The organism is Stenotrophomonas sp. 96582_Sma, assembly GCF_056480905.1.
In genome coordinates this window covers 1,639,104-1,661,600 of sequence record NZ_CM151122.1, presented here as the reverse complement: position 1 = coordinate 1,661,600, position 22,497 = coordinate 1,639,104, and the positions used below count along the sequence as shown (strand labels likewise).

General features: G+C 66.6%; 23 protein-coding genes. 7 read left to right on the top strand and 16 right to left on the bottom strand.

Annotated features, from left to right (window positions below; all coding sequences use genetic code 11):
• Positions 1-13: 13 nt before the first annotated feature.
• The 8 genes from ispD to ACZK2R_RS07735 form a co-directional block, all read right to left on the bottom strand.
• Positions 14-712 carry a 2-C-methyl-D-erythritol 4-phosphate cytidylyltransferase gene (ispD, locus tag ACZK2R_RS07770; RefSeq protein WP_049400377.1) on the bottom strand — a complete coding sequence of 233 codons (699 nt, stop codon included), beginning with the start codon at positions 710-712 and terminating at the stop codon, positions 14-16.
• Positions 709-1,062 carry a cell division protein FtsB gene (gene ftsB, locus ACZK2R_RS07765; RefSeq protein ID WP_032130117.1) on the bottom strand — a complete coding sequence of 118 codons (354 nt, stop codon included), beginning with the start codon at positions 1,060-1,062 and terminating at the stop codon, positions 709-711. The genes ispD and ftsB overlap by 4 nt, the downstream gene beginning before the upstream one ends.
• Positions 1,063-1,066: 4 nt before the next feature.
• Complete coding sequence (eno, locus tag ACZK2R_RS07760) at positions 1,067-2,359, bottom strand: phosphopyruvate hydratase (protein ID WP_032130116.1); 1,293 nt, start codon at positions 2,357-2,359, stop codon at positions 1,067-1,069.
• Positions 2,360-2,455: 96 nt separating this feature from the next.
• On the bottom strand, positions 2,456-2,785 hold the full coding sequence (locus tag ACZK2R_RS07755; protein WP_049400376.1) for a hypothetical protein: 330 nt from the start codon (positions 2,783-2,785) through the stop codon (positions 2,456-2,458).
• Positions 2,785-3,132, bottom strand: a complete 348-nt coding sequence (locus ACZK2R_RS07750) for a hypothetical protein (RefSeq protein ID WP_032130114.1) — start codon at positions 3,130-3,132, stop codon at positions 2,785-2,787. The genes ACZK2R_RS07755 and ACZK2R_RS07750 overlap by 1 nt, the downstream gene beginning before the upstream one ends.
• Positions 3,129-3,959 carry a 3-deoxy-8-phosphooctulonate synthase gene (gene kdsA / locus ACZK2R_RS07745; protein WP_014036736.1) on the bottom strand — a complete coding sequence of 277 codons (831 nt, stop codon included), beginning with the start codon at positions 3,957-3,959 and terminating at the stop codon, positions 3,129-3,131. The genes ACZK2R_RS07750 and kdsA overlap by 4 nt, the downstream gene beginning before the upstream one ends.
• Before the next feature lie 89 nt (positions 3,960-4,048).
• A complete protein-coding gene (locus tag ACZK2R_RS07740; protein WP_032130113.1) occupies positions 4,049-5,713 on the bottom strand; it encodes a CTP synthase in 1,665 nt (554 codons plus the stop codon).
• A 400-nt stretch (positions 5,714-6,113) separates the two neighbouring features.
• Positions 6,114-6,347, bottom strand: a complete 234-nt coding sequence (locus ACZK2R_RS07735) for a hypothetical protein (protein ID WP_005416022.1) — start codon at positions 6,345-6,347, stop codon at positions 6,114-6,116.
• A 172-nt stretch (positions 6,348-6,519) separates the two neighbouring features.
• Between ACZK2R_RS07735 and parE the strand changes: the two genes are divergently transcribed.
• The 3 genes from parE (at position 6,520) to ACZK2R_RS07720 (ending at position 10,740) form a co-directional block, all read left to right on the top strand.
• Positions 6,520-8,409: a DNA topoisomerase IV subunit B gene (parE, locus tag ACZK2R_RS07730; protein ID WP_019338185.1), complete on the top strand. Its 1,890-nt coding sequence runs from the start codon at positions 6,520-6,522 to the stop codon at positions 8,407-8,409.
• Positions 8,410-8,555: 146 nt separating this feature from the next.
• On the top strand, positions 8,556-9,134 hold the full coding sequence (locus ACZK2R_RS07725) for a GNAT family N-acetyltransferase (RefSeq protein ID WP_107432345.1): 579 nt from the start codon (positions 8,556-8,558) through the stop codon (positions 9,132-9,134).
• A gap of 109 nt (positions 9,135-9,243) precedes the next feature.
• Entirely contained in the window at positions 9,244-10,740 is a 1,497-nt protein-coding gene (locus ACZK2R_RS07720; protein ID WP_180837494.1) for a S10 family peptidase, read from the top strand.
• Between the two features lie 375 nt (positions 10,741-11,115).
• Here the strand turns inward: ACZK2R_RS07720 and ACZK2R_RS07715 are convergent, their stop codons facing one another.
• Together ACZK2R_RS07715 and ACZK2R_RS07710 are read right to left on the bottom strand one after the other, a co-directional pair.
• Positions 11,116-12,237: an inorganic phosphate transporter gene (locus ACZK2R_RS07715; protein WP_180837493.1), complete on the bottom strand. Its 1,122-nt coding sequence runs from the start codon at positions 12,235-12,237 to the stop codon at positions 11,116-11,118.
• 13 nt (positions 12,238-12,250) lie between these two features.
• Positions 12,251-12,877, bottom strand: a complete 627-nt coding sequence (locus tag ACZK2R_RS07710) for a DUF47 domain-containing protein (protein WP_004152833.1) — start codon at positions 12,875-12,877, stop codon at positions 12,251-12,253.
• A 292-nt stretch (positions 12,878-13,169) separates the two neighbouring features.
• On the opposite strand from ACZK2R_RS07710, the gene ACZK2R_RS07705 reads away from it, so the two are divergent.
• Together ACZK2R_RS07705 and ACZK2R_RS07700 are read left to right on the top strand one after the other, a co-directional pair.
• The gene (locus ACZK2R_RS07705) at positions 13,170-14,474 is read left to right on the top strand and encodes a hemolysin family protein (RefSeq protein ID WP_180837492.1); all 1,305 of its coding nucleotides are present in this window, start codon (positions 13,170-13,172) and stop codon (positions 14,472-14,474) included.
• Positions 14,458-15,117 (top strand): exopolysaccharide biosynthesis protein, encoded by a 660-nt coding sequence (locus tag ACZK2R_RS07700; RefSeq protein WP_043034336.1) that lies wholly within the window; start codon positions 14,458-14,460, stop codon positions 15,115-15,117. The genes ACZK2R_RS07705 and ACZK2R_RS07700 overlap by 17 nt, the downstream gene beginning before the upstream one ends.
• Positions 15,118-15,209: 92 nt before the next feature.
• Here ACZK2R_RS07700 and ACZK2R_RS07695 read toward each other — a convergent pair whose 3' ends face one another.
• The 4 genes from ACZK2R_RS07695 to ACZK2R_RS07680 all read right to left on the bottom strand — a co-directional run bounded on the left by ACZK2R_RS07695 (position 15,210) and on the right by ACZK2R_RS07680 (position 18,454).
• A complete protein-coding gene (locus tag ACZK2R_RS07695) occupies positions 15,210-15,707 on the bottom strand; it encodes a pyridoxamine 5'-phosphate oxidase family protein (RefSeq protein WP_005412916.1) in 498 nt (165 codons plus the stop codon).
• 68 nt (positions 15,708-15,775) lie between these two features.
• Positions 15,776-16,771 carry an LLM class flavin-dependent oxidoreductase gene (locus tag ACZK2R_RS07690; RefSeq protein ID WP_049449161.1) on the bottom strand — a complete coding sequence of 332 codons (996 nt, stop codon included), beginning with the start codon at positions 16,769-16,771 and terminating at the stop codon, positions 15,776-15,778.
• A 232-nt stretch (positions 16,772-17,003) separates the two neighbouring features.
• A complete protein-coding gene (locus ACZK2R_RS07685) occupies positions 17,004-17,771 on the bottom strand; it encodes a sulfurtransferase (RefSeq protein WP_005408988.1) in 768 nt (255 codons plus the stop codon).
• 317 nt (positions 17,772-18,088) lie between these two features.
• Entirely contained in the window at positions 18,089-18,454 is a 366-nt protein-coding gene (locus ACZK2R_RS07680; protein WP_049396360.1) for a DUF6164 family protein, read from the bottom strand.
• A 70-nt stretch (positions 18,455-18,524) separates the two neighbouring features.
• Between ACZK2R_RS07680 and ACZK2R_RS07675 the strand changes: the two genes are divergently transcribed.
• Positions 18,525-18,959 carry an FKBP-type peptidyl-prolyl cis-trans isomerase gene (locus tag ACZK2R_RS07675; protein ID WP_180837491.1) on the top strand — a complete coding sequence of 145 codons (435 nt, stop codon included), beginning with the start codon at positions 18,525-18,527 and terminating at the stop codon, positions 18,957-18,959.
• Complete coding sequence (locus ACZK2R_RS07670; protein WP_180837490.1) at positions 18,946-20,193, top strand: TIGR03862 family flavoprotein; 1,248 nt, start codon at positions 18,946-18,948, stop codon at positions 20,191-20,193. Before ACZK2R_RS07675 ends, ACZK2R_RS07670 begins: the two co-directional genes overlap by 14 nt.
• Positions 20,194-20,301: 108 nt before the next feature.
• On the opposite strand, the gene ACZK2R_RS07665 is transcribed toward ACZK2R_RS07670, so the two are convergent.
• Together ACZK2R_RS07665 and ACZK2R_RS07660 are read right to left on the bottom strand one after the other, a co-directional pair.
• The gene (locus ACZK2R_RS07665; RefSeq protein WP_132809775.1) at positions 20,302-20,763 is read right to left on the bottom strand and encodes a GNAT family N-acetyltransferase; all 462 of its coding nucleotides are present in this window, start codon (positions 20,761-20,763) and stop codon (positions 20,302-20,304) included.
• A gap of 75 nt (positions 20,764-20,838) precedes the next feature.
• The gene (locus tag ACZK2R_RS07660; RefSeq protein ID WP_049420983.1) at positions 20,839-22,461 is read right to left on the bottom strand and encodes an FMN-binding glutamate synthase family protein; all 1,623 of its coding nucleotides are present in this window, start codon (positions 22,459-22,461) and stop codon (positions 20,839-20,841) included.
• Positions 22,462-22,497 lie beyond the last annotated feature (36 nt).

The window sequence follows — 22,497 nt, the reverse complement described above, 5'->3', positions numbered from 1 at the left end:
GCCGCGCGGACGGTCAGCCGGCGCGGCGGGAAAGTACGAATTCGAACCGGTCCAGATCGGCCGGGGTGGTGACCTTGAAGTTGTCCTCGCTGCCTTCCACCAGCAGCGGGCGCTGGCCCTGGCGCTCCATGGCCATGGCCTCGTCGGTGACGTCAACACCGGCGGCCGCAGCGTCAGACAGCGCGCGGCTGAGCTGGTGGCGGCGGAACAGCTGCGGCGTCAGTGCGCGCCACAGGCGCTCGCGTGGCTCGGTGCCATCGATGCCGCCGTCGTCGCCAGCGCGCTTGAGGGTGTCGCGCACCGGCGCAGCCAGGATCGCCCCGACCGGGTCGGCACGACCGACTTCAAGCAGACGACCGAGATCGGCCAGCGACAGGTTCGGCCGTGCAGCATCGTGAACCAGCACGAATTCATCGGCACGCACGGTGTCCGGCAGCGCCTGCAACCCGGCCAGCACCGAGGCGGCACGGGTCGCGCCGCCGATGCAGGTCAGCACCGGCTTGCCCGACCACTCATTCCAGCCCGGCCAGTCGGCATCGTCCTGGCCGATCACCACCATCGCTCCGGCCACGGCGGGGTGCGCCAGCAGCGCGTCCAGCGTGTGGGCGAGCAGGATCTGCCCGCCCGCCTGCAGGTACTGCTTGGGCAGCGGTGCACCGAAGCGGGTGCCACGGCCGGCCGCAGGAACGACGACCCAGATCGCCGCGCTCATGGCACGTCTGCCGGGTGTTCGCCCGCCTGGGCAGTGACGCCGGCAGCAGGCTGCGCCGGGTGGACCGGCGCATCCTCGACCACACGGTAGAACTTCTCGCCAGGCTTGATCATGCCCAGCTCGCTGCGCGCGCGTTCCTCGATGGCGGACTGGCCTTCCTTGAGGTCCTTCACTTCGGCAGCGAGCGCGTCGTTGCGCTGCTGCAGACCCTCATTGTCCCGCTCCTGGTTGGCGACCTGGGCTTCGAGCATCATCACTTCACCCGAGTTGCCCGGACCGAACCAGAAGCGGTACTGCAGCCAGCCCAGCAGCAGGGCCAGCACCAGCAGCATCCAGCGCCAGTCGCGCATCGGCTCAGCGCTTCAGCGAAACGAACGCGTCACGACCGGCGTAACGCGCGCCGGCGCCGAGGGCTTCCTCGATGCGCAGCAGCTGGTTGTACTTGGCCACGCGATCGCTGCGGCACAGCGAGCCGGTCTTGATCTGGGTGGCGGTGGTGGCCACCGAGATATCGGCAATGGTGGTGTCTTCCGTTTCGCCCGAACGGTGCGAGACGACGGCGGCATAGCCGGCGCGGTCGGCCATCGCGATCGCTTCCAGGGTTTCGCTGAGCGTGCCGATCTGGTTGACCTTGATCAGGATCGCGTTGGCGGTGCCCGAGTCGATGCCTTCCTGGAAGATCTTCGGGTTGGTCACGAACAGGTCGTCGCCAACCAGCTGCACCTTCTTGCCGATGCGGTCGGTCAGCAGCTTCCAGCCGGCCCAGTCGTTCTCGGCCAGGCCATCTTCAATCGTGATGATCGGGTACTGCGCGGCCCAGTCGGCGAGGAAGTCGACGAACTGCTCGGAGGTCAGGCGCTTGTTCTCGCCGACCAGGTTGTACTTGCCGTTTTCGAAGAATTCGCTGGAGGCGACGTCCAGGCCCAGCAGCACGTCTTCACCGGCGGTGTAGCCAGCCTTGCCGATCGCTTCGAGGATGGTGTCGAGTGCTTCGACGTTGCTGCGGAAGTCCGGTGCGAAGCCGCCTTCGTCGCCGACCGCCGTGCTCAGGCCGTGGCCCTTCAGCACCGACTTCAGCGAATGGAAGATTTCGGTGCCCGCGCGCAGCGCTTCGGAGAACGAGGTGAAGCCGACCGGCAGCACCATGAACTCCTGGAAGTCGACGTTGTTGTCGGCGTGCGCGCCGCCGTTGATGATGTTCATCATCGGCACCGGCAGCGACGGGGTCACGCCGGTCTTGGCGGCAAGGTACTGCCACAGCGCCTGCTTGTTCGATGCAGCGGCGGCGTGCGCGGCGGCCATCGAAACACCCAGCAGCGCGTTGGCGCCGAGGCGGCCTTTGTTCTCGGTGCCGTCGAGGTCGATCAGGCGACGGTCGAGGCCGGCCTGGTCGGTGGCTTCGAAGCCCTTCAGCGCATTGGCGATGGTGGTGTTGACATTGTCGACAGCCTTGCGCACACCCTTGCCCAGGTAACGGGTCTTGTCGCCATCACGCAGCTCGACCGCTTCCTTGGTGCCGGTCGAGGCGCCGGAGGGAACCGCGGCACGACCGAACGAACCGTCCTCCAGGATGACTTCGGCTTCCAGCGTGGGGTTGCCACGGCTGTCGAGGATTTCACGGGCGTGGATGCTGCGGATCGTACTCATGGTCGGGCCGGTTACCTGTATGGAGAGGGGGCGACAAAACGAATGCCGCGTGATTATCCCCGGCTGCCCGCCACTTGCCAAATGGCGTGGGCGGCTTCAGCCCCAACTGGACCCGATCACGATCAGGATCATCGACACCAGCATCACCAGCAATGCACCGGCAATCGCTGCCAGGATGGGGCCACGCCGCCGTCGCCAGGCCAGCACCATCGCCACCGGACTGCCCAGGAAGGACAGCACCATCGTGACCAGCGCGCCCAGCAGCCACCACTGCGTGGCCTGCACGCCGTTGTTTCCATCCCCCGGCGGCCGGAAACCGGACGTGAAGGCCAGCACGCCCACCACCAGGGCGATCCAGGTCAACACGGACAGCCCCAGGGCGATCAGGCCCCAGGGCCAGCCACGCGCCGATGTGGTCGTATTCATCAGAGCAATCCGTAGAACAGGGCGCCCAGCCACAGCGAGAGCAGGATGATCGCCAGGCCAGCCGTGACCTTGCCGCGATTCAGCCGCCAGGCCAGCACAGCGGCAGCGACGCATCCCACCGCACCGAGCAGCTCCGCCACCAGCAGCGCAATGAAGTACGCCCGCAGATCGAGCGCACTGCTGCCATCACCGGGGGGCCGCACCGACGCAGCGCCGATCAGTACCAGCCCGAACATGCCCACGGTGAACAGCACGGCCAGACCCAGTGCGATCACGCCCCAGGGCCACTGTTTCCAGTGCCGGCGGTGACGCTGGGTTTCCAGCGCCAGCCACGGGTCACGACTCACGCGAAGCGCGAAAAGCCGTGCTTCTTGGTCACCGCATCGAGTTCCATCAGGGTCTCGAGCAGCGCTTCCATCTGGTCCAGCGGCCATGCATTGGGGCCATCGGACAGCGCCTTGGACGGGTCCGGATGGGTCTCGGCGAACAGGCCGGAGATGCCCACCGCCACGGCGGCACGGGCCAGCACCGGCACGTGCTCACGCTGGCCACCGGAACTGGTGCCCTGCCCACCCGGCAGCTGCACCGAATGGGTGGCGTCAAACACCACCGGGCAACCGGTATCGCGCATCACCGCCAGCGAACGCATGTCGCTGACCAGGTTGTTGTAGCCGAAGCTGGCACCGCGCTCGCAGACCATGATCTGCTCGTTGCCGGTGGCCTTGGCCTTTTCCACGACCGGCTTCATGTCCCACGGCGCCAGGAACTGGCCCTTCTTGATGTTGACCGGCTTGCCGGCCGAGCACACCTTGCGGATGAAGTCGGTCTGGCGGACCAGGAACGCCGGGGTCTGCAGCACGTCCACCACCGAGGCCACTTCGTCCATCGGGGTGTATTCGTGGACGTCGGTCAGCACCGGCACGCCGATCTGCTTCTTGACCTCGGCCAGGACCTTCAGGCCCTCTTCCATGCCCGGGCCGCGGAATGCGGTGCCCGAAGTGCGGTTGGCCTTGTCGAAGCTGGACTTGAAGATGAAGTTGACGCCGAGCTTGTCGGTGACTTCCTTCAACTTGCCGGCGGTATCGAGCTGCAGCTGCATCGACTCGATCACGCAGGGGCCGGCGATCAGGAACAGGGGCTGGTCCAGCCCGACCTCGAATCCACACAGTTTCATGGCGTTTCCTTGTTGTCCGCGGCACCGGCCGGGCCGGTGCGCTGGGGGTTGAAGCGTGCAAGATGGGGGCCGGCGGCCCCCATCACAAGTCAGGCGCGGGCTTCCTGCAGCAGCTTGCCGCCGGCCTTGCGCTCGCGTGCGGCACGGATGAAACCGATGAACAGCGGGTGGCCGTCACGCGGCGTGGACAGGAATTCCGGGTGCGCCTGGCAGGCCAGGAACCACGGGTGCGCATCGCGCGGCAGCTCCACCACTTCCACCAGGGTGTCGTCCATCGACTTGCCGGCGATCACCAGGCCCGCATCCTCCAGCTGGGTGCGGTAGCGGTTGTTGAACTCGTAGCGGTGGCGGTGGCGCTCGGCAACCACGTCCTTGCCGTACAGCTCACGGGCCAGCGTGCCCGGCTTCAGGCGCTGTTCCTGCAGGCCCAGGCGCATGGTGCCACCGAGGTCGCTCTTGTCATCACGCTTTTCGACGTCGCCGGTTGCCGTACGCCATTCGGTGATCAGGCCGATCACCGGGTTCGGCGACTGGCGGTCGTTCTCGGTGCTGTTGGCACCTTCCAGGCCGACCACGTTGCGGGCGTAATCGACGACGGCCGCCTGCATGCCGTAGCAGATGCCGAAGTACGGCACGTGCTGCTCGCGGGCGAACTTCGAGGTCAGCACCTTGCCTTCGAAACCACGGTCACCGAAGCCGCCCGGCACCAGGATGCCGTCGACATCGGCCAGTGCGGCCATGTCGGTGCCTTCCAGGTCCTGTGCTTCCAGCCACTTCAGGTTGACCTTGGTGCGCTGGCGCAGGCCGCCGTGCTTGAGCGCTTCGCCGACCGACTTGTAGGCATCCTGGTGATCGACGTACTTGCCGACCACGGCGATGGTCACTTCGTCCAGCGGATGCAGGGTCGCATCGACCGCGTCTTCCCACATCGACAGATCGACCGGACCGACCTTGTCGGCCAGCTTCAGCTGGTTGACGACGATCTCGTCCAGGCCCTGCGCATGCAGGCCTGACGGAATGCGGTACAGGACGTCCACGTCCGGCACGCTGATCACCGCGCGCTCGGAAACGTTGGTGAACTGGGCGATCTTGCGGCGCTCCGAATCCGGCACGGCCTGTTCCGAACGGCACAGCAGCACGTCCGGCTGGATGCCGATCGAGCGCAGTTCCTTCACCGAGTGCTGGGTCGGCTTGGTCTTCAGCTCACCGGCGGCGCCGATGTACGGCACCAGGGTGAGGTGCATGAACAGTGCCTTCTCCGGGCCACGCTCGGTGCGCACCTGGCGGATCGCCTCCAGGAACGGCAGCGACTCGATGTCGCCGACAGTACCGCCGATCTCCACCAGCGCCACGTCGTAGCCTTCGGTGGCTTCGTCGATGCAGCGGCGGATCTCGTCGGTGATGTGCGGAATGACCTGCACGGTCGCACCCAGGTAGTCGCCGCGGCGTTCCTTGCGGATCACGTTCTCGTAGATACGACCGGTGGTGACCGAGTTCTTGCGGCTCAGGCGGGTGCGCACGAAGCGCTCGTAGTGGCCCAGGTCGAGGTCGGTCTCGGCGCCGTCGTCGGTGACGTAGACCTCACCGTGCTGGAACGGGCTCATGGTGCCGGGGTCGACGTTGATGTACGGGTCGAGCTTCATCATCGTGACCTTCAGGCCACGGGCTTCGAGAATGGCGGCCAGCGACGCGGCGGCAATGCCTTTGCCGAGCGAGGACACCACGCCGCCGGTTACGAAAATCAAGGGAGTCATGGCTGCAAGCATCCTGTCTGGAAATGGAAAACGGCAGCACCACGCGCACCCGGAGGGCGGGCATGGTGCTCAGAGGGGGTTTTCCGGTTCGCTGGGACAGCGAGGGAGGTGCTGATCCGTGCGGCGGCAGGCGCCGGACGGGGACCACCGTGCGAGGTCGGGGTGGCCGTGCCGGTCAAATCGACCGTCACCTGCGACCCGCCATGCTGGAAGCCACGCTTGGCCGCTCCAGCCCATTCGCAAATGGTGGACACGCACTTACTCCCGGAAAGCCATAGTTTACAGATTGATGGCCGCCAACCCAAGAGGCAGATGGCACGCCACTAAAAAGAAACGCCCCGCAAAGCGGGGCGTTCCGGAGCGCAACCCTTGTCGCAAGGGCGCCTGGCATGGGGCGGGATCAGCGCTTCTTGCGCGCTTCCTCTTCCTCTTCCTGCTGCGGGGCCGGCTGGCCCTGCGCCTTCATTTCGGCATTGGCCTGGGCCCGACGCTTGGCCTTGGCATCGGCCTCGGCCTGCGCCTTGTCGGCCTGGTCACCCTGCTGCGGGGCCGGCTGGCCGGCGTTCTGCGCCACCACCAGCGGCACTGCAACGGCGGCAGCGGCCAGGATCGCAATGGTCAGCAACTTCTTCATGAGGTCCTCCTCGCGGTATGGCTTGGATGTTTCGACCCAACGGGGGTCGCCGGTGTTCAGATTCCAGCAGCTGCCATTTTACCCCCTCTGCGTCGCCGAGACTGAACCGCAGGCGTGCAAAATCCCGTGCCAGACCCCACACTTGCCCGTCGCTCCAAGCTTTCGAAGACAGATGAACGCCCGTTATAACGCCGCCGATATTGAAGTCCTGTCCGGCCTTGACCCGGTCAAGCGCCGTCCCGGCATGTATACCGACACCGCGCGCCCGAACCACCTGGCGCAGGAAGTGATCGACAACTCGGTGGACGAGGCCCTTGCCGGCCACGCCCGCTCGATCGAGATCACCCTGTACAAGGACGGCAGCGTGGAGGTCAGCGATGACGGCCGCGGCATGCCGGTGGACATCCATCCGGAAGAGAAGATCCCGGGCGTCGAGCTGATCCTCACCCGCCTGCATGCCGGCGGCAAGTTCAGCAACAACAACTACACCTTCTCCGGCGGCCTGCACGGCGTCGGCGTCAGCGTGGTCAATGCGCTGTCGACCCTGGTGGAAGTGCACATCAAGCGCGAAGGCGCCGAACACCGCATCACCTTCCGCAACGGCGACCGCGCCACCCCGCTGGAAGTGGTCGGCAGCGTCGGCAAGAAGAACACCGGCACCCGCGTGCGCTTCTGGCCGGACCCGAAGTATTTCGACACGCCCAAGTTCGCGGTGCGCGCGCTCAAGCACCTGTTGCGCGCCAAGGCCGTGCTGTGCCCCGGCCTGACCGTGAAGCTGACCGACGAGGCCACCGGTGAAGTCGACACCTGGTACTACGAAGACGGCCTGCGCGATTACCTGAAGCTGGAGCTGGGCGATCGCGAGATGCTGCCGGCCGAACTGTTCGTCGGCAACCTGAAGAAAGACACCGAGATCGTGGACTGGGCCGTGGCCTGGCTGCCGGAAGGCGAGCTGGTGCAGGAAAGCTACGTCAACCTGATCCCCACTGCCCAGCACGGCACCCACGTCAACGGCCTGCGCACCGGCCTGACCGAGGCGCTGCGCGAGTTCTGCGACTTCCGCAACCTGCTGCCGCGTGGCGTCAAGCTGGCCCCGGAAGACGTGTGGGACCGCGTGTCGTTCGTGCTGTCGCTGAAGATGACCGACCCGCAGTTCAGCGGCCAGACCAAGGAACGCCTGTCCTCGCGCCAGGCCGCCGGCTTCATCGAAGGCGCCGCCCACGATGCGTTCAGCCTGCTGCTGAACCAGAACGTGGAGCTGGGCGAGAAGATCGCACAGATCGCCATCGAGCGCGCCAGCGCGCGCCTGAAGACCGAAAAGCTGGTCGTCCGCAAGAAAGTCACCCAGGGCCCGGCCCTGCCCGGCAAGCTGGCCGACTGCATCAGCCAGGACCTGTCGCGCACCGAGCTGTTCCTGGTGGAGGGTGACTCGGCAGGCGGCAGCGCCAAGCAGGCGCGTGACAAGGACTTCCAGGCGATCCTGCCGCTGCGCGGCAAGATCCTCAACACCTGGGAAGTGTCCTCCAACAGCGTGCTGGCGTCGGAAGAAGTGCACAACCTGGCCGTGGCCATCGGCTGCGACCCCGGCAAGGACGACATTGCTGGCCTGCGCTACGGCAAGGTCATCATCCTGGCCGACGCGGACTCGGACGGCCTGCACATCGCCACCCTGCTCACCGCGCTGTTCCTCAAGCACTTCCCGGCGCTGGTCGATGCCGGCCACGTGTTCGTGGCGATGCCACCGCTGTTCCGCATCGATGTGGGCAAGCAGGTGTTCTATGCCCTGGACGAAGAAGAGAAGCGCTCGATGCTGGACAAGATCGAACGCGAGAAGATCAAGGGCGCGATCAACGTCACCCGCTTCAAGGGCCTGGGCGAGATGAATCCGCCACAGCTGCGTGAATCCACCATCCACCCCGACACCCGTCGCCTGGTGCAGCTGACCGTGGACGACGGCGAGCAGACCCGTTCGCTGATGGACATGCTGCTGGCCAAGAAGCGCGCCTCCGACCGCAAGGGCTGGCTGGAGAGCAAGGGCGACCTGGCTTCGCTGGAAGTCTGACCCGACGCGGGGCCGGATCCGTTTCCTGCAGGGAAACGGCTCTGGCCCCATCGCCCGGTAATGCCGGTTCATGTGCCTTGGCATTACGCCCCCATCGGCAAACCCGGCGGCGCCATAATGCGCGTCCATCTGTGTGGACCATCGTATTGGCCAGCCACTCGCTGCTGTTCCCGGGCCTGCCGCTGCACAGCGCGCGCCTGGTCCTGAGCCCGATCCGCCGCGACGATGCGGCCGCCCTGTTCGCGATCCAGTCCGATCCGGACGTGATGCGGTTCTGGAACCACCCGGCGTGGACACGACCGGCCGAAGCGCGCGCGCAGATCGACGATGACCTGGCTGCACAGGCCACCGGCACCCAGCTCAAGCTGGCCGTGCGCGAAACGCTGGACGGCCCGTTGCTGGGCATCTGCGTGGTGTTCGCCCTGGATCGCGATGCCGCTCGTGCCGAGATCGGCTACCTGCTGGCCCCCGACAGGCAAGGCCAGGGCTACATGCACGAAGCGCTGCAGCACCTGCTGGACTACCTGTTCCAGACCCTGCGCCTGCATCGCGTGGAAGCCGAAGTCGACCCGCGCAACCGGCCCTCGGCACACGTGCTTGAACGGCTGGGCTTCCACCTGGAGGGCGTGCTGCGGCAGCGCTGGCGCATCCAGGGCGAACTGTCCGATTCGGCGGTATACGGCCTGCTGGCTGACGACGAACTGCGCACCACCCTGCCCGCTTGACCCAATCTGGCCACTGGCGGCCTCGACGCGCGGCCATGCCTTTGGACACATACGACATGCCCTCCACCGGCCTAGCATCGGAACCCCCTTCCGCTGCCGATCCGGTGCCATGAAGTCCCTGCTGCACACTGCCGCGCTCTGCGTCGGCCTGCTCATCGCCCCTGCCAGCGTGCTGGCCGCGCCTGACGCCGAGGCCACGCCCGACCCGAAAGACGACAAGACCGAAGCGCCCGCGCTGCCCGCCGATGCGTCGGCCCGCCAGAGCATGCGCCTGGCCGGCCGCACCCTGGACTACACCGCCACCGTCGGCACCCTGCCGGTACGCGATGCCAAGGGCAAGGTGATCGCCGACGTGGTGTTCACCGCCTACACGATGCCGGGCAAGGACCGGCCGGTGACCTTCGCGCTCAATGGCGGCCCGGGTGCATCGTCGGTCTACCTCAACATGGGCGCGATCGGGCCCAAGGTGGTCACCTTTGGTTCGGAGGGGGACAGCGCATCGGCGCCGGCCACCCTGCACGACAACCCCGGCACCTGGCTGGACTTCACCGACCTGGTGTTCATCGACCCGGTCGGCACTGGCTTCAGCCGTGCACGCATCGGCGATGACGAGGCGAAGAAGCAGCTGTACAACCCCAGCGCCGACATCGAATACCTGTCGCGCTCGATCTACGACTGGCTGCTGCGCAACCAGCGCATGGGTGCACGCAAGTACCTGACCGGCGAGAGCTACGGCGGCTACCGCGGCCCGCGCATCACCCACTTCCTGCAGACCCGGCTGGGCGTGGCGATGAACGGCCTGGTGCTGGTGTCGCCGTACCTGAGCCCGACCCTGGAAGACAACGCCGATGTCTCGCCGATGGCGTGGATGCAGACGCTGCCGTCGATCGCTGCAGCGCACCTGGAGCGCCAGGGCAAACTGACCGATGCGGCGATGCGCGACGTGGTGGAATACACCCGGGGCGACTACGCCACTGCGCTGATGAAGGGCCGCAGCGATCCGCAGGCGACCGAGGCGATGCTGCGCCGGGTGACCGAGCTGACCGGGCTGGACCCGCAGTTCGTGCGCCGCGCCGGTGGCCGACTGGAGACGCAGGCCTATCTGCGTGAGGTGTTCCGCGACAAGGGCACGCTGGGCAGCCGCTACGACTCCAACGTGACCGCGTTCGATCCGTTCCCGAACGATCCGGAGCAGCGCGCCAACGATCCGCTGCTGGACAGCATCATTGCGCCGACCACCACTGCGATGGTCGACTTCGTGACGCGGGTGGTTGGCTGGAAGGTGGATGCACGCTACCAGGCGCTGAACTACGACGTGAACCGGTTGTGGGACCGCAACGGCGAGCTGCGCCAGGGCGCGGTGACCCAGCTGCGCCAGGCGGTGGCGATCGATCCGCATCTGCAGGTGCTGATCGTGCATGGCTGGAATGATCTGTCGTGCCCGTTCATGGGGTCGATCCTGACGGTGGACCAGATGCCGGCGATGGGCAGCAATCCGGACCGGGTGCAGGTGCGCAGCTATCCGGGCGGGCACATGTTCTACAGCCGGGCGGACAGCCAGGCGGCGTTCCGCAGGGATGTGCAGGCGTTGTTCCAGCGTAACTGAGGGTGGTGGTGGTGGCCGGGCCTGCGGCCCGGCACCCGCTGGGGATCAACTGCCACTGCAACAGCAAGAGCTGGCATTCCGTGGGTTGGCGGGGTGGGATGGGCAGGCGGGGGACGGCAAAAACTGCTCCTGCGTGCCTCGTAGAGCGCCATCCATGGCGCTCTGCGCCCCCGCCTGCCCATCCCACCCCGCCTTCGACAGTTTCCGTGCGCTGTTGGTGGGTGCCGACCGTTGGTCGGCACGAGGGCGGATCCCTGTTTCTGCTCTGGTAGGTGTCGACCTTGGTCGACACGATGTGTCCGGAAGAATTCTCTGCCCATGAAAAAAGCCCGCCGGTATCCGGCGGGCTTTTTCGTGTGCACCTTGGCGCGGCGATCAGGTCCAGCCGAACAGCTCGAACAGCTTCAGGATCAGGTACGCACAACCACCTGCGGCCGGGATGGTCAGGATCCAGGCCCAGACGATGCGTTCGATGACGCCGAACTTCAGCGAGCGCGGGTTCTTGGCGAAGCCGACGCCCATGATCGCGGTGGAGATGCTGTGCGTGGTCGAGACCGGCATGCCGAAGTGGGCGGCCAGGGTCAGGATGGTGGCCGAGCTGGTCTCCGCGGCGAAGCCGTGGATCGGGTGCAGCTTGACCATCTTGTGGCCCAGGGTCTTGATGATCTTCCAGCCGCCCGAGGCGGTACCGGCGGCCATCACCACCGCACAGGTCAGCACGATCCACATCGCGATGCCGTCACCGGCGCTGGCGTCCGGGTGCATGAAGGCCAGCCACGACGGCAGGTCATCCAGCGCACCGGTCGCTTCGGCGCCGATCAGGGTCATGGCGATGATGCCCATGGTCTTCTGCGCGTCGTTGTGGCCGTGGGCGAAGCCCATGTAGGCCGCCGAGGCGATCTGCGCTTTGCCGAAGAAGGCGTTGACGATGCGCGGGCGGGCCAGGCGACCAATGGCACCACCAATCTTGGCCAGGCCGGCAATCAGGCCCCACAGCAGCACCATCACCACGACGCCGAGCAGGAAGCCGGCGATCGGCGAGGTGATCATCGGCACGAACACCTTCCAAAGCAGGCCCTTGTTCTGCGCCCAGCTGCCCAGGCGCTCGGACCAGATCAGGGCGTCCCAGTTGTTGTGGGCAGCGGCCAGGCCGGCGCCGCAGAGGCCACCGATCAGGGCGTGCGAGGACGAGGAAGGCAGCCCCTTCCACCAGGTGATCAGGTTCCAGATGATGCCGCCCAGCAGGGCGCACAGGATCACCTGCGGGGTGACGTCGACCACGTTGGTGTTGAGCAGGCCCGAAGCGATGGTCAGCGCCACCGCGGTACCGGTCAGTGCACCGATGAGGTTCATGAAGGCGGCCAGCATCACCGCCCAGCCGGGCGAGAGCACCTTGGTCGCCACCACGGTGGCAATGGAGTTGGCGGTGTCGTGGAAGCCGTTGATGAACTCGAAGACGAGCGCGGCCAGGATCACCACCAGGACAAGGGTCAACATGCGGCGGCGTCCGTCAGCTGTTCTTCAACACGATCTGGTACGCCACCACGCCGGCCTCGCGGCAGCGGTCGATGGCCTTTTCCAGGATCTCGAAGAATTCCTTCAGCAGGAACATCTGCAGGTTGTCCAGGCGGCCCGAGTAGATGTCGCGGTACAGCTCGAGCATCAGGCGGTCGGCCTCGTTCTCCAGCGAACGCAGCTTCTCGTTGAGCGCGGTCATCCGGTCCAGGTTCATGTGGCGCAGGTCGGCCACCATCTCCACCACCACGCCGGCAGCCTGTTCCAGCATCGCCGCGCGCGGCGCGAAGTCGATGTGCTCCAGGTGGGTCGTGGCCAGCGAATAGCGATCGGCGAACTTCTCGATCTGCTTCGGAATCTTGTACAGCGCCGAGCCCAGCGCTTCGATGTCTTCGCGCTCGATCGGGGTCATGAAGCTGTCCACCAGCGCCTGGCTGATCTTGTCCGAGGCCGCGCGTTCGCGCAGGCGGGCCAGCTTGAACGCGTCCAGCGCGGGCTGGCGGTCGGCCTCGCGCAGCATGGAATGCAGCGCCTTGGCGGCGTCGGAAGCCGCGACGGCAGCCTCATCGAGCAGGGTGTAAAACTGTTTGCCGGAACCGAAAATGGTCTGCAGAGAGAACATTGAGAAACCTGTCAGCCGTCGCGGGAAGGACGGCACCAGACGGAATTATGACGGCTAGATGACCATCACGGGTATCCCTGCCCCCTTCCGGGGCTCTGGAAGCCCCAACCTGAACAGGCGGTTGCCACCCTGCCATGCCCCTTTGCTAAGATGCCAGCGCGCCTTCGGGCGCACCTTATGGACGACGACCCTTACCCCCCTGCGCCGCGCCGGACCCTGTTCCTGAGCGCCAGCCGCCATCGCAAGCACCCGCCCTCCCTGCCACCAACCGGGGACGACGCCCGTGTTTGAAATGATCCTGATTGTCTTCGCGCTTGTTCTGCTGAACGGCTTCTTCGCCATGTCCGAGATGTCGGTCATGACCTCGCGCAAGAGCCGCCTGAAGCAGATGGCCGCCACCTCCAAGCGTGCCGCCAAGGCGCTGGAGCTGTCGGAGAAGCCGGAGAGCTTCCTGTCCACTGTGCAGATCGGCATCACCGTGATCGGCGTGCTGACCGGCTACCTCGGTGGTGAAGCACTGGGTGAAGCCTTCGCCGGCTGGATCCAGGGCCTGATGCCGGGCTTTGCCTACGCCGGCAACGTCGGTACCACGCTGGCGGTCAGCCTGATCACCTTCATCACGCTGATCTTCGGCGAACTGGTGCCCAAGCGCCTGGCACTGACCCGCTCGGAGGCCATTGCCGGCCTGGTGGCGATGCCGATGAGCTGGCTGGCCAAGCTGGCCCTGCCCTTCGTCTGGCTGCTGTCCAAGACCACCCAGCTGGTGCTGCGCCTGTTCGGCCTGGGCAAGGATGAAGTCGCCTCGGTGACTGAAGAAGAGATCCGCATGCTGGTGGCCGAGAGCCACGAGGCCGGTGTGATCGACGCCCACGAGCGCGACATGATGAACCGCGTCATGCGCCTGGGCGACCGCACCGCCGACAGCCTGATGACCCCGCGCAACCGTATCGCCTGGCTGGATACCCAGGCTGGGCTGGAGCGCAACCTGGAAATCATGGCCGAGCACGAGTTCTCGCGCTACCCGGTGCTGCGCGACAACGACATGGACGTGGTCGGCGTGCTGGAACTGAAATCGCTGGCCACACGCATGGCGCGCGGCGACAACGCGCTGTTCCAGACCCTGCGCGAACCGCTGTACGTGTCTGAATCCACCCACGCGATGAAGCTGCTGGAGATCTTCCGCGAGGAACAGCAGTCGATGGCGCTGGTGGTGGACGAGTACGGCGAAATCCAGGGCCTGGTGACCATCAGCGACCTGATGGGCGCGGTGGTCGGCCGCCTGCAGGCGGTGGAGAACGCCGACGAGGACGCGCTGGTGGTGACCCGCGAAGACGGCTCGCTGCTGGTGGACGGCTCGCTGCCGATCGAAGACGTGCGCGAACTGATCGGCAGCAACGACCTGCCCGACGCCGAGGACGGCGACTACTACACGCTGGCCGGCATGTGCATCCATTACTTCGGCCGCATTCCGCACGCAGGCGAGTACTTCGACTGGGCGGGCTGGCGCTTCGAAGTGGTTGACCTGGATGGTGCGCGCGTGGACAAGCTGCTGCTGCGCACGTTGTCCGACGAGCAGGCCGATGAGCTCACCGCCTGAGGCCGGCAAGGGTCCGGGCGACGAACGCCCGGCCTACCGCAACGAGGGCATCCGTACCCTGCTGGAGATGTTCGCCTCTGGCGATCCCGCCGAGCACATGCCGCTGGGCCAGATCCTCGGCAACCTGCAGCAGAGCGCGTTCGGCGTGTTCCTGTTCGTGGCGATCCTGCCGTCGTTCATCCCGATCCCGGGCATGGGCGGCGCGGTCAGCGGCCCACTGGTGGTCCTGATCGGCCTGCAGATGCTGTTCTGCCTGCGCCGGCCCTGGCTGCCCGGCTTCATTGCCCGCCGCGGGCCGAAGCGCGGCACCATGCATCGTTTCCTGGACCGCATCGACCGCCCGCTGCGGCGCCTGGACAAGATGCTGAAACCCCGCCTGCCGCAACTGCTGACACCGCTGATGGCGCACGCCTTCACCGGCCTGCTGCTGGTGCTGCTGGGCCTGCTGCTGTCGTTGCCGATTCCCTTCACCAATTTCCTGTTCGGCTTCCAGCTGCTGCTGTTCTCGCTGGCGCTGCTGGAACGCGATGGCGCGCTGATGCTGTTCAACTGGATCGCCGCCGTGGCAGCGATCGCCTTCTTCGGTTTCAGTTCGGGGCAGCTGGTGGGTTATACGGTGGAGCTGTTCCAGCGCTGGTTCTGATCCGGAATCCGGTAGAGCCGGCCGCTGGCCGGCTGCCACGTTTCCAGGTTTGCCGGCCAGCGGCCGGCACTACCAATACCGGACATCGGTCATCACCGAAGATCGATGAACCCGTTGTCGGCCAGCGCCGCCGGTTCGTCCTGCACCGCCGACAGCACGAACGTCAACGCCTTGCCCAGCAGCGTGCCCGGACCGTCCCAGTACTCGGCACTGTCGGCGCGCACATGGATCAGGCGAAGGTTGGGGTCATCCTTGCCACCGGGGAAGAACAGCTTCATCGCCGGTGACCACAACTCTTCGATCTTCGCGCGATCGTCGACCACGCGTGCCCGCCCCGCCACCGACACATAGGTGTTCTTCGAGGGCGAGGCATACGCCACGTTGACCCGCGGGTCGAGCGCGATCTCGGCCACCTTGGGGCTGTCGCCGGTGATCACGAACCACAGGTCACCGTCGAAGGCGACCTGCTGGGTGGCCAACGGCCGGCTGTAGAGGCGGCCGTCGACGCCGGTGGTGGTGAACATCGCCACCTCCACGTCCTTGATCAGTTCGGCCAGCTGGGCGATGTGTTCGGCACGGGTGTCGGCCATGTGGGGACTCCTTCGATATGAGCCCCCATCAGACGCGGTTCGGCCGCAATGGGCCGTGACGCAATTGTTCAGCCCGCGTGGCGGGCGTGCCAAGCCTGCATGGTGAGTTCGAACGAGCGCAGGCGCGCGCGGTGGTCGTACAGGTTGGCGGTGAGCATCAGCTCGTCGGGCTTGTGCCGTTCGACGAACGCGGCGATGCCCTCCGCCACCTGCTGCGGATCGCCCAGCACGGTGCAGGCCAGCGCCCGCTCCACGCCCAGTTTTTCGTGCGGCTCCCAGAAGGACTCGATGTCGTCGATCGGTGCCGGAATCTTGCCCGGTCGGCCGCGACGCAGGTTCACGAAACTCTGCTGCTGGCTGGTGAACAGGCGCCGCGATTCGGTTTCGCTGTCGCTGGCAACGACGTTCAGGGCCAGCATCGCGTGCGGCTGCTTCAGCGTGGCCGAGGGGCGGAACTCGCGGCGGTACACGGCAAGGGCTTCATCCATCGCGTCGGGTGCGAAGTGCGAGGCGAACGCATACGGCAGGCCCATCGAGGCGGCCATGCGCGCACCGAACAGGCTCGAACCGAGGATCCAGGTCGGCACCCGCAGGCCGCCACCCGGAACCGCCTGCACCGCCTGCCCGGGTTGTACCGGCTCGAAGTAATGCAGCAGCTCGCGCACGTCCTGCGGGAACTGGTCGGCGCTGTCGAAGTAGCGGCGCAGCGCACGCGCGGTCGGCTGGTCGGTACCGGGTGCACGGCCCAGGCCGAGGTCGATGCGGTCCGGATACAGCGAAGCCAGCGTGCCGAACTGCTCGGCCACCTGCAGCGGGGCATGGTTGGGCAGCATGATGCCGCCGGCACCGACGCGGATGCGCTTTGTGCCACCCGCCACGTGGCCGATCAGCACGGCGGTGGCCGCGCTGGCGATGCCGGGCATGTTGTGGTGTTCGGCCAGCCAGTAGCGGCGGTAGCCCAGCGCATCGGCGTGCTGGGCCAGTTCCAGCATGTTGGCGAAGGCAGCGGTGGTGTCACTGCCCTCGCAGACCGGGGCCAGGTCAAGGATCGACAACGGGATCATCAGCGGTTTTCCGTCACAGGATCCCCCATGCATGGGGTCGGTCGGGCGCGGCGGCCAGTGACGGTGGCGGGATGCTGATTCCCGTGGGACGGGTTCAGGGCCCGCCGGACCGATCCGGGGTGCCCTGATCCGCGCCAAGCGCGATTGGTAGTGCCGGCCGCTGGCCGGCATGCAGGTAGATCGCTTCGCAGCCGGCCAGCGGCCGGCTCTACCGGGGAATCGACGTCCCGGCTTAGAACGCGCTGGGGCGCGGCTCCGGCAGCGGCTGGTCGACCATTGGCTTCAGTTCGGCATCCAGCGCCACGCGCTCGTCGAACACGAAGCAGCGGCCTTCGTAGCCTTCGCCGCCCACCTCCTCGAAGTAGCCGAGGATGCCACCGTCCAGCTGCAGCACGTTGTCCATGCCGTCGTTGACCATCCACAGCGCGGCCTTCTCGCAGCGGATGCCGCCGGTGCAGAAACTGACCACCGTGCTGTCTTTCAGCGCCTCGCGGTGCGGCGCCAGCGCCTCGGGCAGGTCGGTGAACTTGTGAATCGGCAGCACCAGCGCATCCTTGAAGGTGCCGTACTCCACTTCCTGCAGGTTGCGGGTATCGAGCATCACCACCGGCTTGCCGGCGTCGTCATGCCCCTGCCGCAACCAGCGTTGCACCGTGGCCGGATCGACCGCCGGCGCCCGCGGATAGTCCAGCGGCTGACCGTCGTCACGGCGGAAGCTGATGATCTCGTCCTTCACCTTGGCCTTCAGCCGCGCGAACGGCTGATGTTCACTGAAGCTGGTCTTGACCCGCATATCGGCAAACCGCACGTCAGAACGCAGCGCCGCGTAGAAACCCTCGACCGCCTCCGGCGCACCCGCCAGGAACAGGTTCAGCCCCTCGCCCGCCACCAGGATCGTGCCCCGCAACTGCGCCGCCTCGGCACGCGCCAGCAACTGGTCGCACAGGGCCTGGGGAGCGTCGATGACGGCGAAATGATAGGCAGCGGTATTGGCGATCATCCCGCCATTTTAGCGCCTCCCGCCCGCACGGACAGATTCAGGGGTCGGATCCCTCTGCACGGCAGAGGGATCCGACCCCGGCAGGCACCCGGAACCTGTCAGAGGCAGGGCGGTGTGGGCAGGCGGGACCGTTGGCGCCATGGATGGCGCCATCGAGCCCCCATGGACGGGTTTACGGCGTGTCCCGCCTGCCCACACCGCCCTGCCCACCACGGATTGCCTGCTGTTGCTGTTGCTGTTGCTGTTGCTGTTGTAGTTGCTGTTGTAGTTGCCCTGGCATCGGCGGGTGCCGGGTGCAACCCGGCCAGAAGCCCCCCTTACCCCCGCAACAGCACGAACGGCAGCAGCACCAGCGCCGCCGCACCGGCCATCGCCAGCAGCACCAGCACCACATACACCGGCCGGCGCCGGAACAGGCTGCCGAAGGTCTCCGCCGTGCCATCACGCAATGCCTGCTCACGCTCGGCACGGATGCGCGGCCCGCGTTCGGCCTGGTATTCCGCCATCAGCGCCTTTGCACGCGGATGATCGGCGTCCTCGCGCAGCCACAGGCCGCCGTTGGAAATGCCCCAGGGGCTGGGTTCGGTGCGATACCAGGCGATGCCGTGCTGGTCGAGCAGCGTGCAGACATCGGCGTATTCGTCGTCGCCGACATTGCGCAGATTGAGCAGGAGTTTTGCCATGCCCCCATGATACCCGGCGCCGATGCGCTACCCTTGCCGCCCTCGCCCTGCGCCCTTCCGGAGACGCCCGATGCGCCGCCTGCTGCTTCCCCTGCTGCTGTCCCTCGCCGCCGTTGGCTGCTCGACCGAACCGTCCGGCCCGCCGCCGGGTGGCACCCTGACCACATTCGAGCGCATCGATACCGTCCCGGGTACCGGCGCCGAAGCCGTTGCCGGCAACAAGGTGACCGTGCACTACACCGGCTGGATCTACGACAACCGCACCGAAACCAAGCACGGCAAGACCTTCGACAGCTCCTTCAAGCACGGCGAACCGTTCACCTTCGCGCTCGGCGCCGGCCAGGTCATCCGCGGCTGGGATGAGGGCGTGGCCGGCATGAAGGTCGGTGGCAAGCGCACCCTGATGATCCCGCCGGATTACGGCTATGGCGACCGCCGGGTTGGCCCGATTCCGGCCGGTTCGTCGCTGGTGTTCGATGTCGAGCTGCTCGATGTCAAACCGTAATGCCGCACCGCTTCCGCGGGTCGCCGTCATCGGCGGCGGCCCGGCCGGCCTGTTCGCCGCCGAGCGCCTGCGCGCCGCCGGTCTGGAGGTGGACCTGTACGAGGCCAAGGGTTCGCCCGGCCGCAAGTTCCTGATCGCCGGCAAGGGCGGGCTCAACCTCACCCATTCCGATCCGCGTCCGCTGTTCGACAGCCGCTACCGCGAGCAGTCCACGACCGTGGGCCGCTGGCTGGATGGCTTCGATGCGCAGGCATTGCGCGACTGGGCCGGCGGTTTTGGCGTGGAGACCTATGTGGGCAGCTCCGGTCGCGTGTTCCCGGTCGACCGCAAGGCCGCGCCGCTGCTGCGCGGCTGGGTGCGCCGCCTGAAAGAACAGGGTGTGCGCCTGCACGCCAACCACCGCTGGATCGGATGGAGCGACGACGGCGCCCTGCGATTTGAAACCGAAGACGGCGCCGTTGAAGTGCATGCCGATGCTACCGTGCTGGCCATGGGCGGCGGCAGCTGGCCGCAGCTGGGCAGCGACGGCGCCTGGGTCTCGCCACTGCAGGCACGTGGCGTGGACATCGCACCGCTGCAGTCGGCCAACTGCGGTTTCGACGTGGACTGGACGCCGTTCTTCGCCGAGCGCAATGCCGGCGCACCGTTGAAGCCGGTGGTCGCGCACTGGCTGGACCTGGCGGGACAACCGCAGTCGCTGCAGGGCGAGTGCGTGGCCAGCGAGTACGGCATCGAAGGCAGCCTGATCTACGCATTGGCCGCAGACCTGCGCGAGACCATCAACCGCGATGGCCACGCGATGCTGTGGCTGGACCTGGTACCGGGCCGCGATGAAGCACGCCTGCTGGCCGACCTGTCACGCCCGCGCAAGGGTCGCAGCTTCGGCGAGCACCTGCGCCGCCAGGCCGGCCTGGATGCAGTGAAAGCCGCACTGGTGTTCGAGATGCTGGGCAAGGAAGCGGGCAACGACCTGCCTGCCGTGGCAGCTACGCTCAAGCGCCTGCCCCTGCGCCTGCTGCGCCCCCGGCCGATGGCCGAGGTGATCAGCACCGCCGGTGGCGTGCGCCTGGATGCGCTGGATGATGGCCTGATGCTGCGGGCAGTGCCCGGCGTGTTCTGTGCCGGCGAGATGCTGGACTGGGAGGCGCCGACAGGTGGCTACCTGCTGACCGCGTGCTACGCCAGTGGCCTGCGTGCTGCGGAAGGCGTGATCGGGTGGCTGGCAGCGCGGTGACACCTGCGTTGTAGAGTCGAGCCATGCTCGACTGCTTTTGATTCAGGCGATAGAGCAGTCGAGCATGGCTCGACTCTACAAAAACCATCGAGCAAGCTCGACGCTACATCACCACGGCCGGCGCATGCTCACTGACGCCAACGCGACGCCACTGGGATGCGGATAGGTCTCCTCGCGCACGCTGATGAACCCGTGCCGTTGATAGAACGGCACGGCGTTGAGCGAGGCCGACAGCACTACCTCACGATCACGATCGGCCATCGCCAGCAGGCGCTGCATCAGCGCCTGGCCGATGCCCTTGCCGCCGCGATCCGGATCGACGAACAACGCATCAACCTCGTTGGCATCGGTATCAAACACGCCGAACCCGAGCAGGACACCCTGCCCGTCCTCGGCCACCACGCAGCCCCCCTGCGACAACAGCCGCGCGTACTGCGACGGTGGCGGCGAGGCAGACCAGGGCGCGATGACCTCGGGAGGGTAATGGCTGCTGCAGATCTCGCGCACGCAGCGCGTACGCAGGGCCCACAGCCTGGCCACATCATCCATGGTGCCGGTCCTGAACTGCATGACGCCTCCTTGTAGGGTCGAGCTTGCTCGACTGCGTGGAAAAGCAGTCGAGCATGGCTCGACGCTACAGAATCGTTATCGCGACTTGCTGGCGCGCAGCGCCTGGATCTTCGGCGGCGGCTGGAACGAGTCGCTGCGTGCATCGGCCCAGAACGCATGGAACACCGCATGGTCGGGCACCTTGTGCAGCAGTTCGCCTGGTTCCAGGTAGCGGTACAGCGAGGCCAGCGAACGGATTTCCACCGGTGAGACGCGGCGCAGGATGTGCTCCGGCCCCAGCTCGGCAGGATCGTTCAGGCCCGCCGCACACAGCAGCTCCTTCAGGGCGTGCAGCGTGTGCTCGTGGTAGCTGTACACACGGGTGGCCTTGTCCGGTGCATCCAGATGCTTCCAGCGTGCAGGGTCCTGGGTCGCGATGCCGGTCGGGCACTTGTCGGTATGGCAGCTCAGTGATTGGATGCAGCCCAGCGCGAACATGAAGCCTCGGCCGGCATTGCACCAGTCAGCCCCCAGCGCGATGGTCCGCGCGATGTCGAACGCGCTGGTGATCTTGCCGGCCGCACCGATGCGGATGCGATCGCGCAGATCCAGGCCGACCAGGGTGTTGTGCACCAACAGCAGCGCTTCGTGCATCGGCACGCCGACATGGTCGACGAACTCCGCCGGTGCCGCACCCGTGCCACCCTCGGCGCCGTCGACCACGATGAAGTCCGGCAGCAGCCCGGTTTCCTGCATCGCCTTGGCAATGCCGAACCACTCCCATGGATGGCCGATGGCCAGCTTGAAACCGACCGGCTTGCCACCGGACAGCTCGCGCAGGCGTGCAACGAACTGCAGCAGCTCGACCGGCGTCGAGAACGCCGAGTGACGCGACGGTGACACGCAGTCCACACCCATCGGCACGCCACGCGTCACCGAGATCTCGGCGGTCACCTTTGGCGCCGGCAGCACGCCACCGTGGCCGGGCTTGGCGCCCTGCGACAGCTTGATCTCGATCATCTTGACCTGATCATGGGTGGCATTGGCAACGAAGCGTTCCTCGCTGAATCCGCCCTTCTCGTCACGGCAACCGAAGTAGCCCGAGCCGATCTCCCACACCAGGTCGCCGCCCATCTCGCGGTGGTAGGGCGAGATCGAACCTTCGCCGGTGTCGTGATAGAAGCCACCGCGGCGTGCGCCTTCGTTCAGCGCGCGGATGGCATTAGCCGACAGCGAACCGAAGCTCATCGCCGAGATGTTGAACACGCTGGCCGAATAAGGCTTGGCACAGTTCGGGCCGATCAACACACGGAAGTCATGCTTGGCGATGGCGGTCGGTGCCAGCGAATGGTTGATCCACTCGTAATCCACCGCATAGGTGCTGCGCAGGGTGCCGAACGGCACCGTGTCCATCTCGTTCTTGGCGCGCTGGTAGATCAGTGCACGCTGCTGGCGCGAGAACGGCACGTCTTCCAGGTCGCTCTGCACGAAGTACTGGCGGATCTCCGGGCCGATCGATTCCAGCCCGTAGCGGAAGTGCGCCATCACCGGATAGTTGCGGCGCAGCGTGCTGCGCTTCTGCAGCAGGTCCCAGGTCCCCAGCGCCACCATCGCGGCAGTCAGGCCGACGCCCCAATACCAGGCCGGCCAGATCGTGGCCAGCCACAGGCATATCGGGAACATCAGGATGGCGAGCAGGTAGACGATATACCGGTGCATGGCTTTCCTCGGTTGCAACTGCCCCCGAGTCTACCG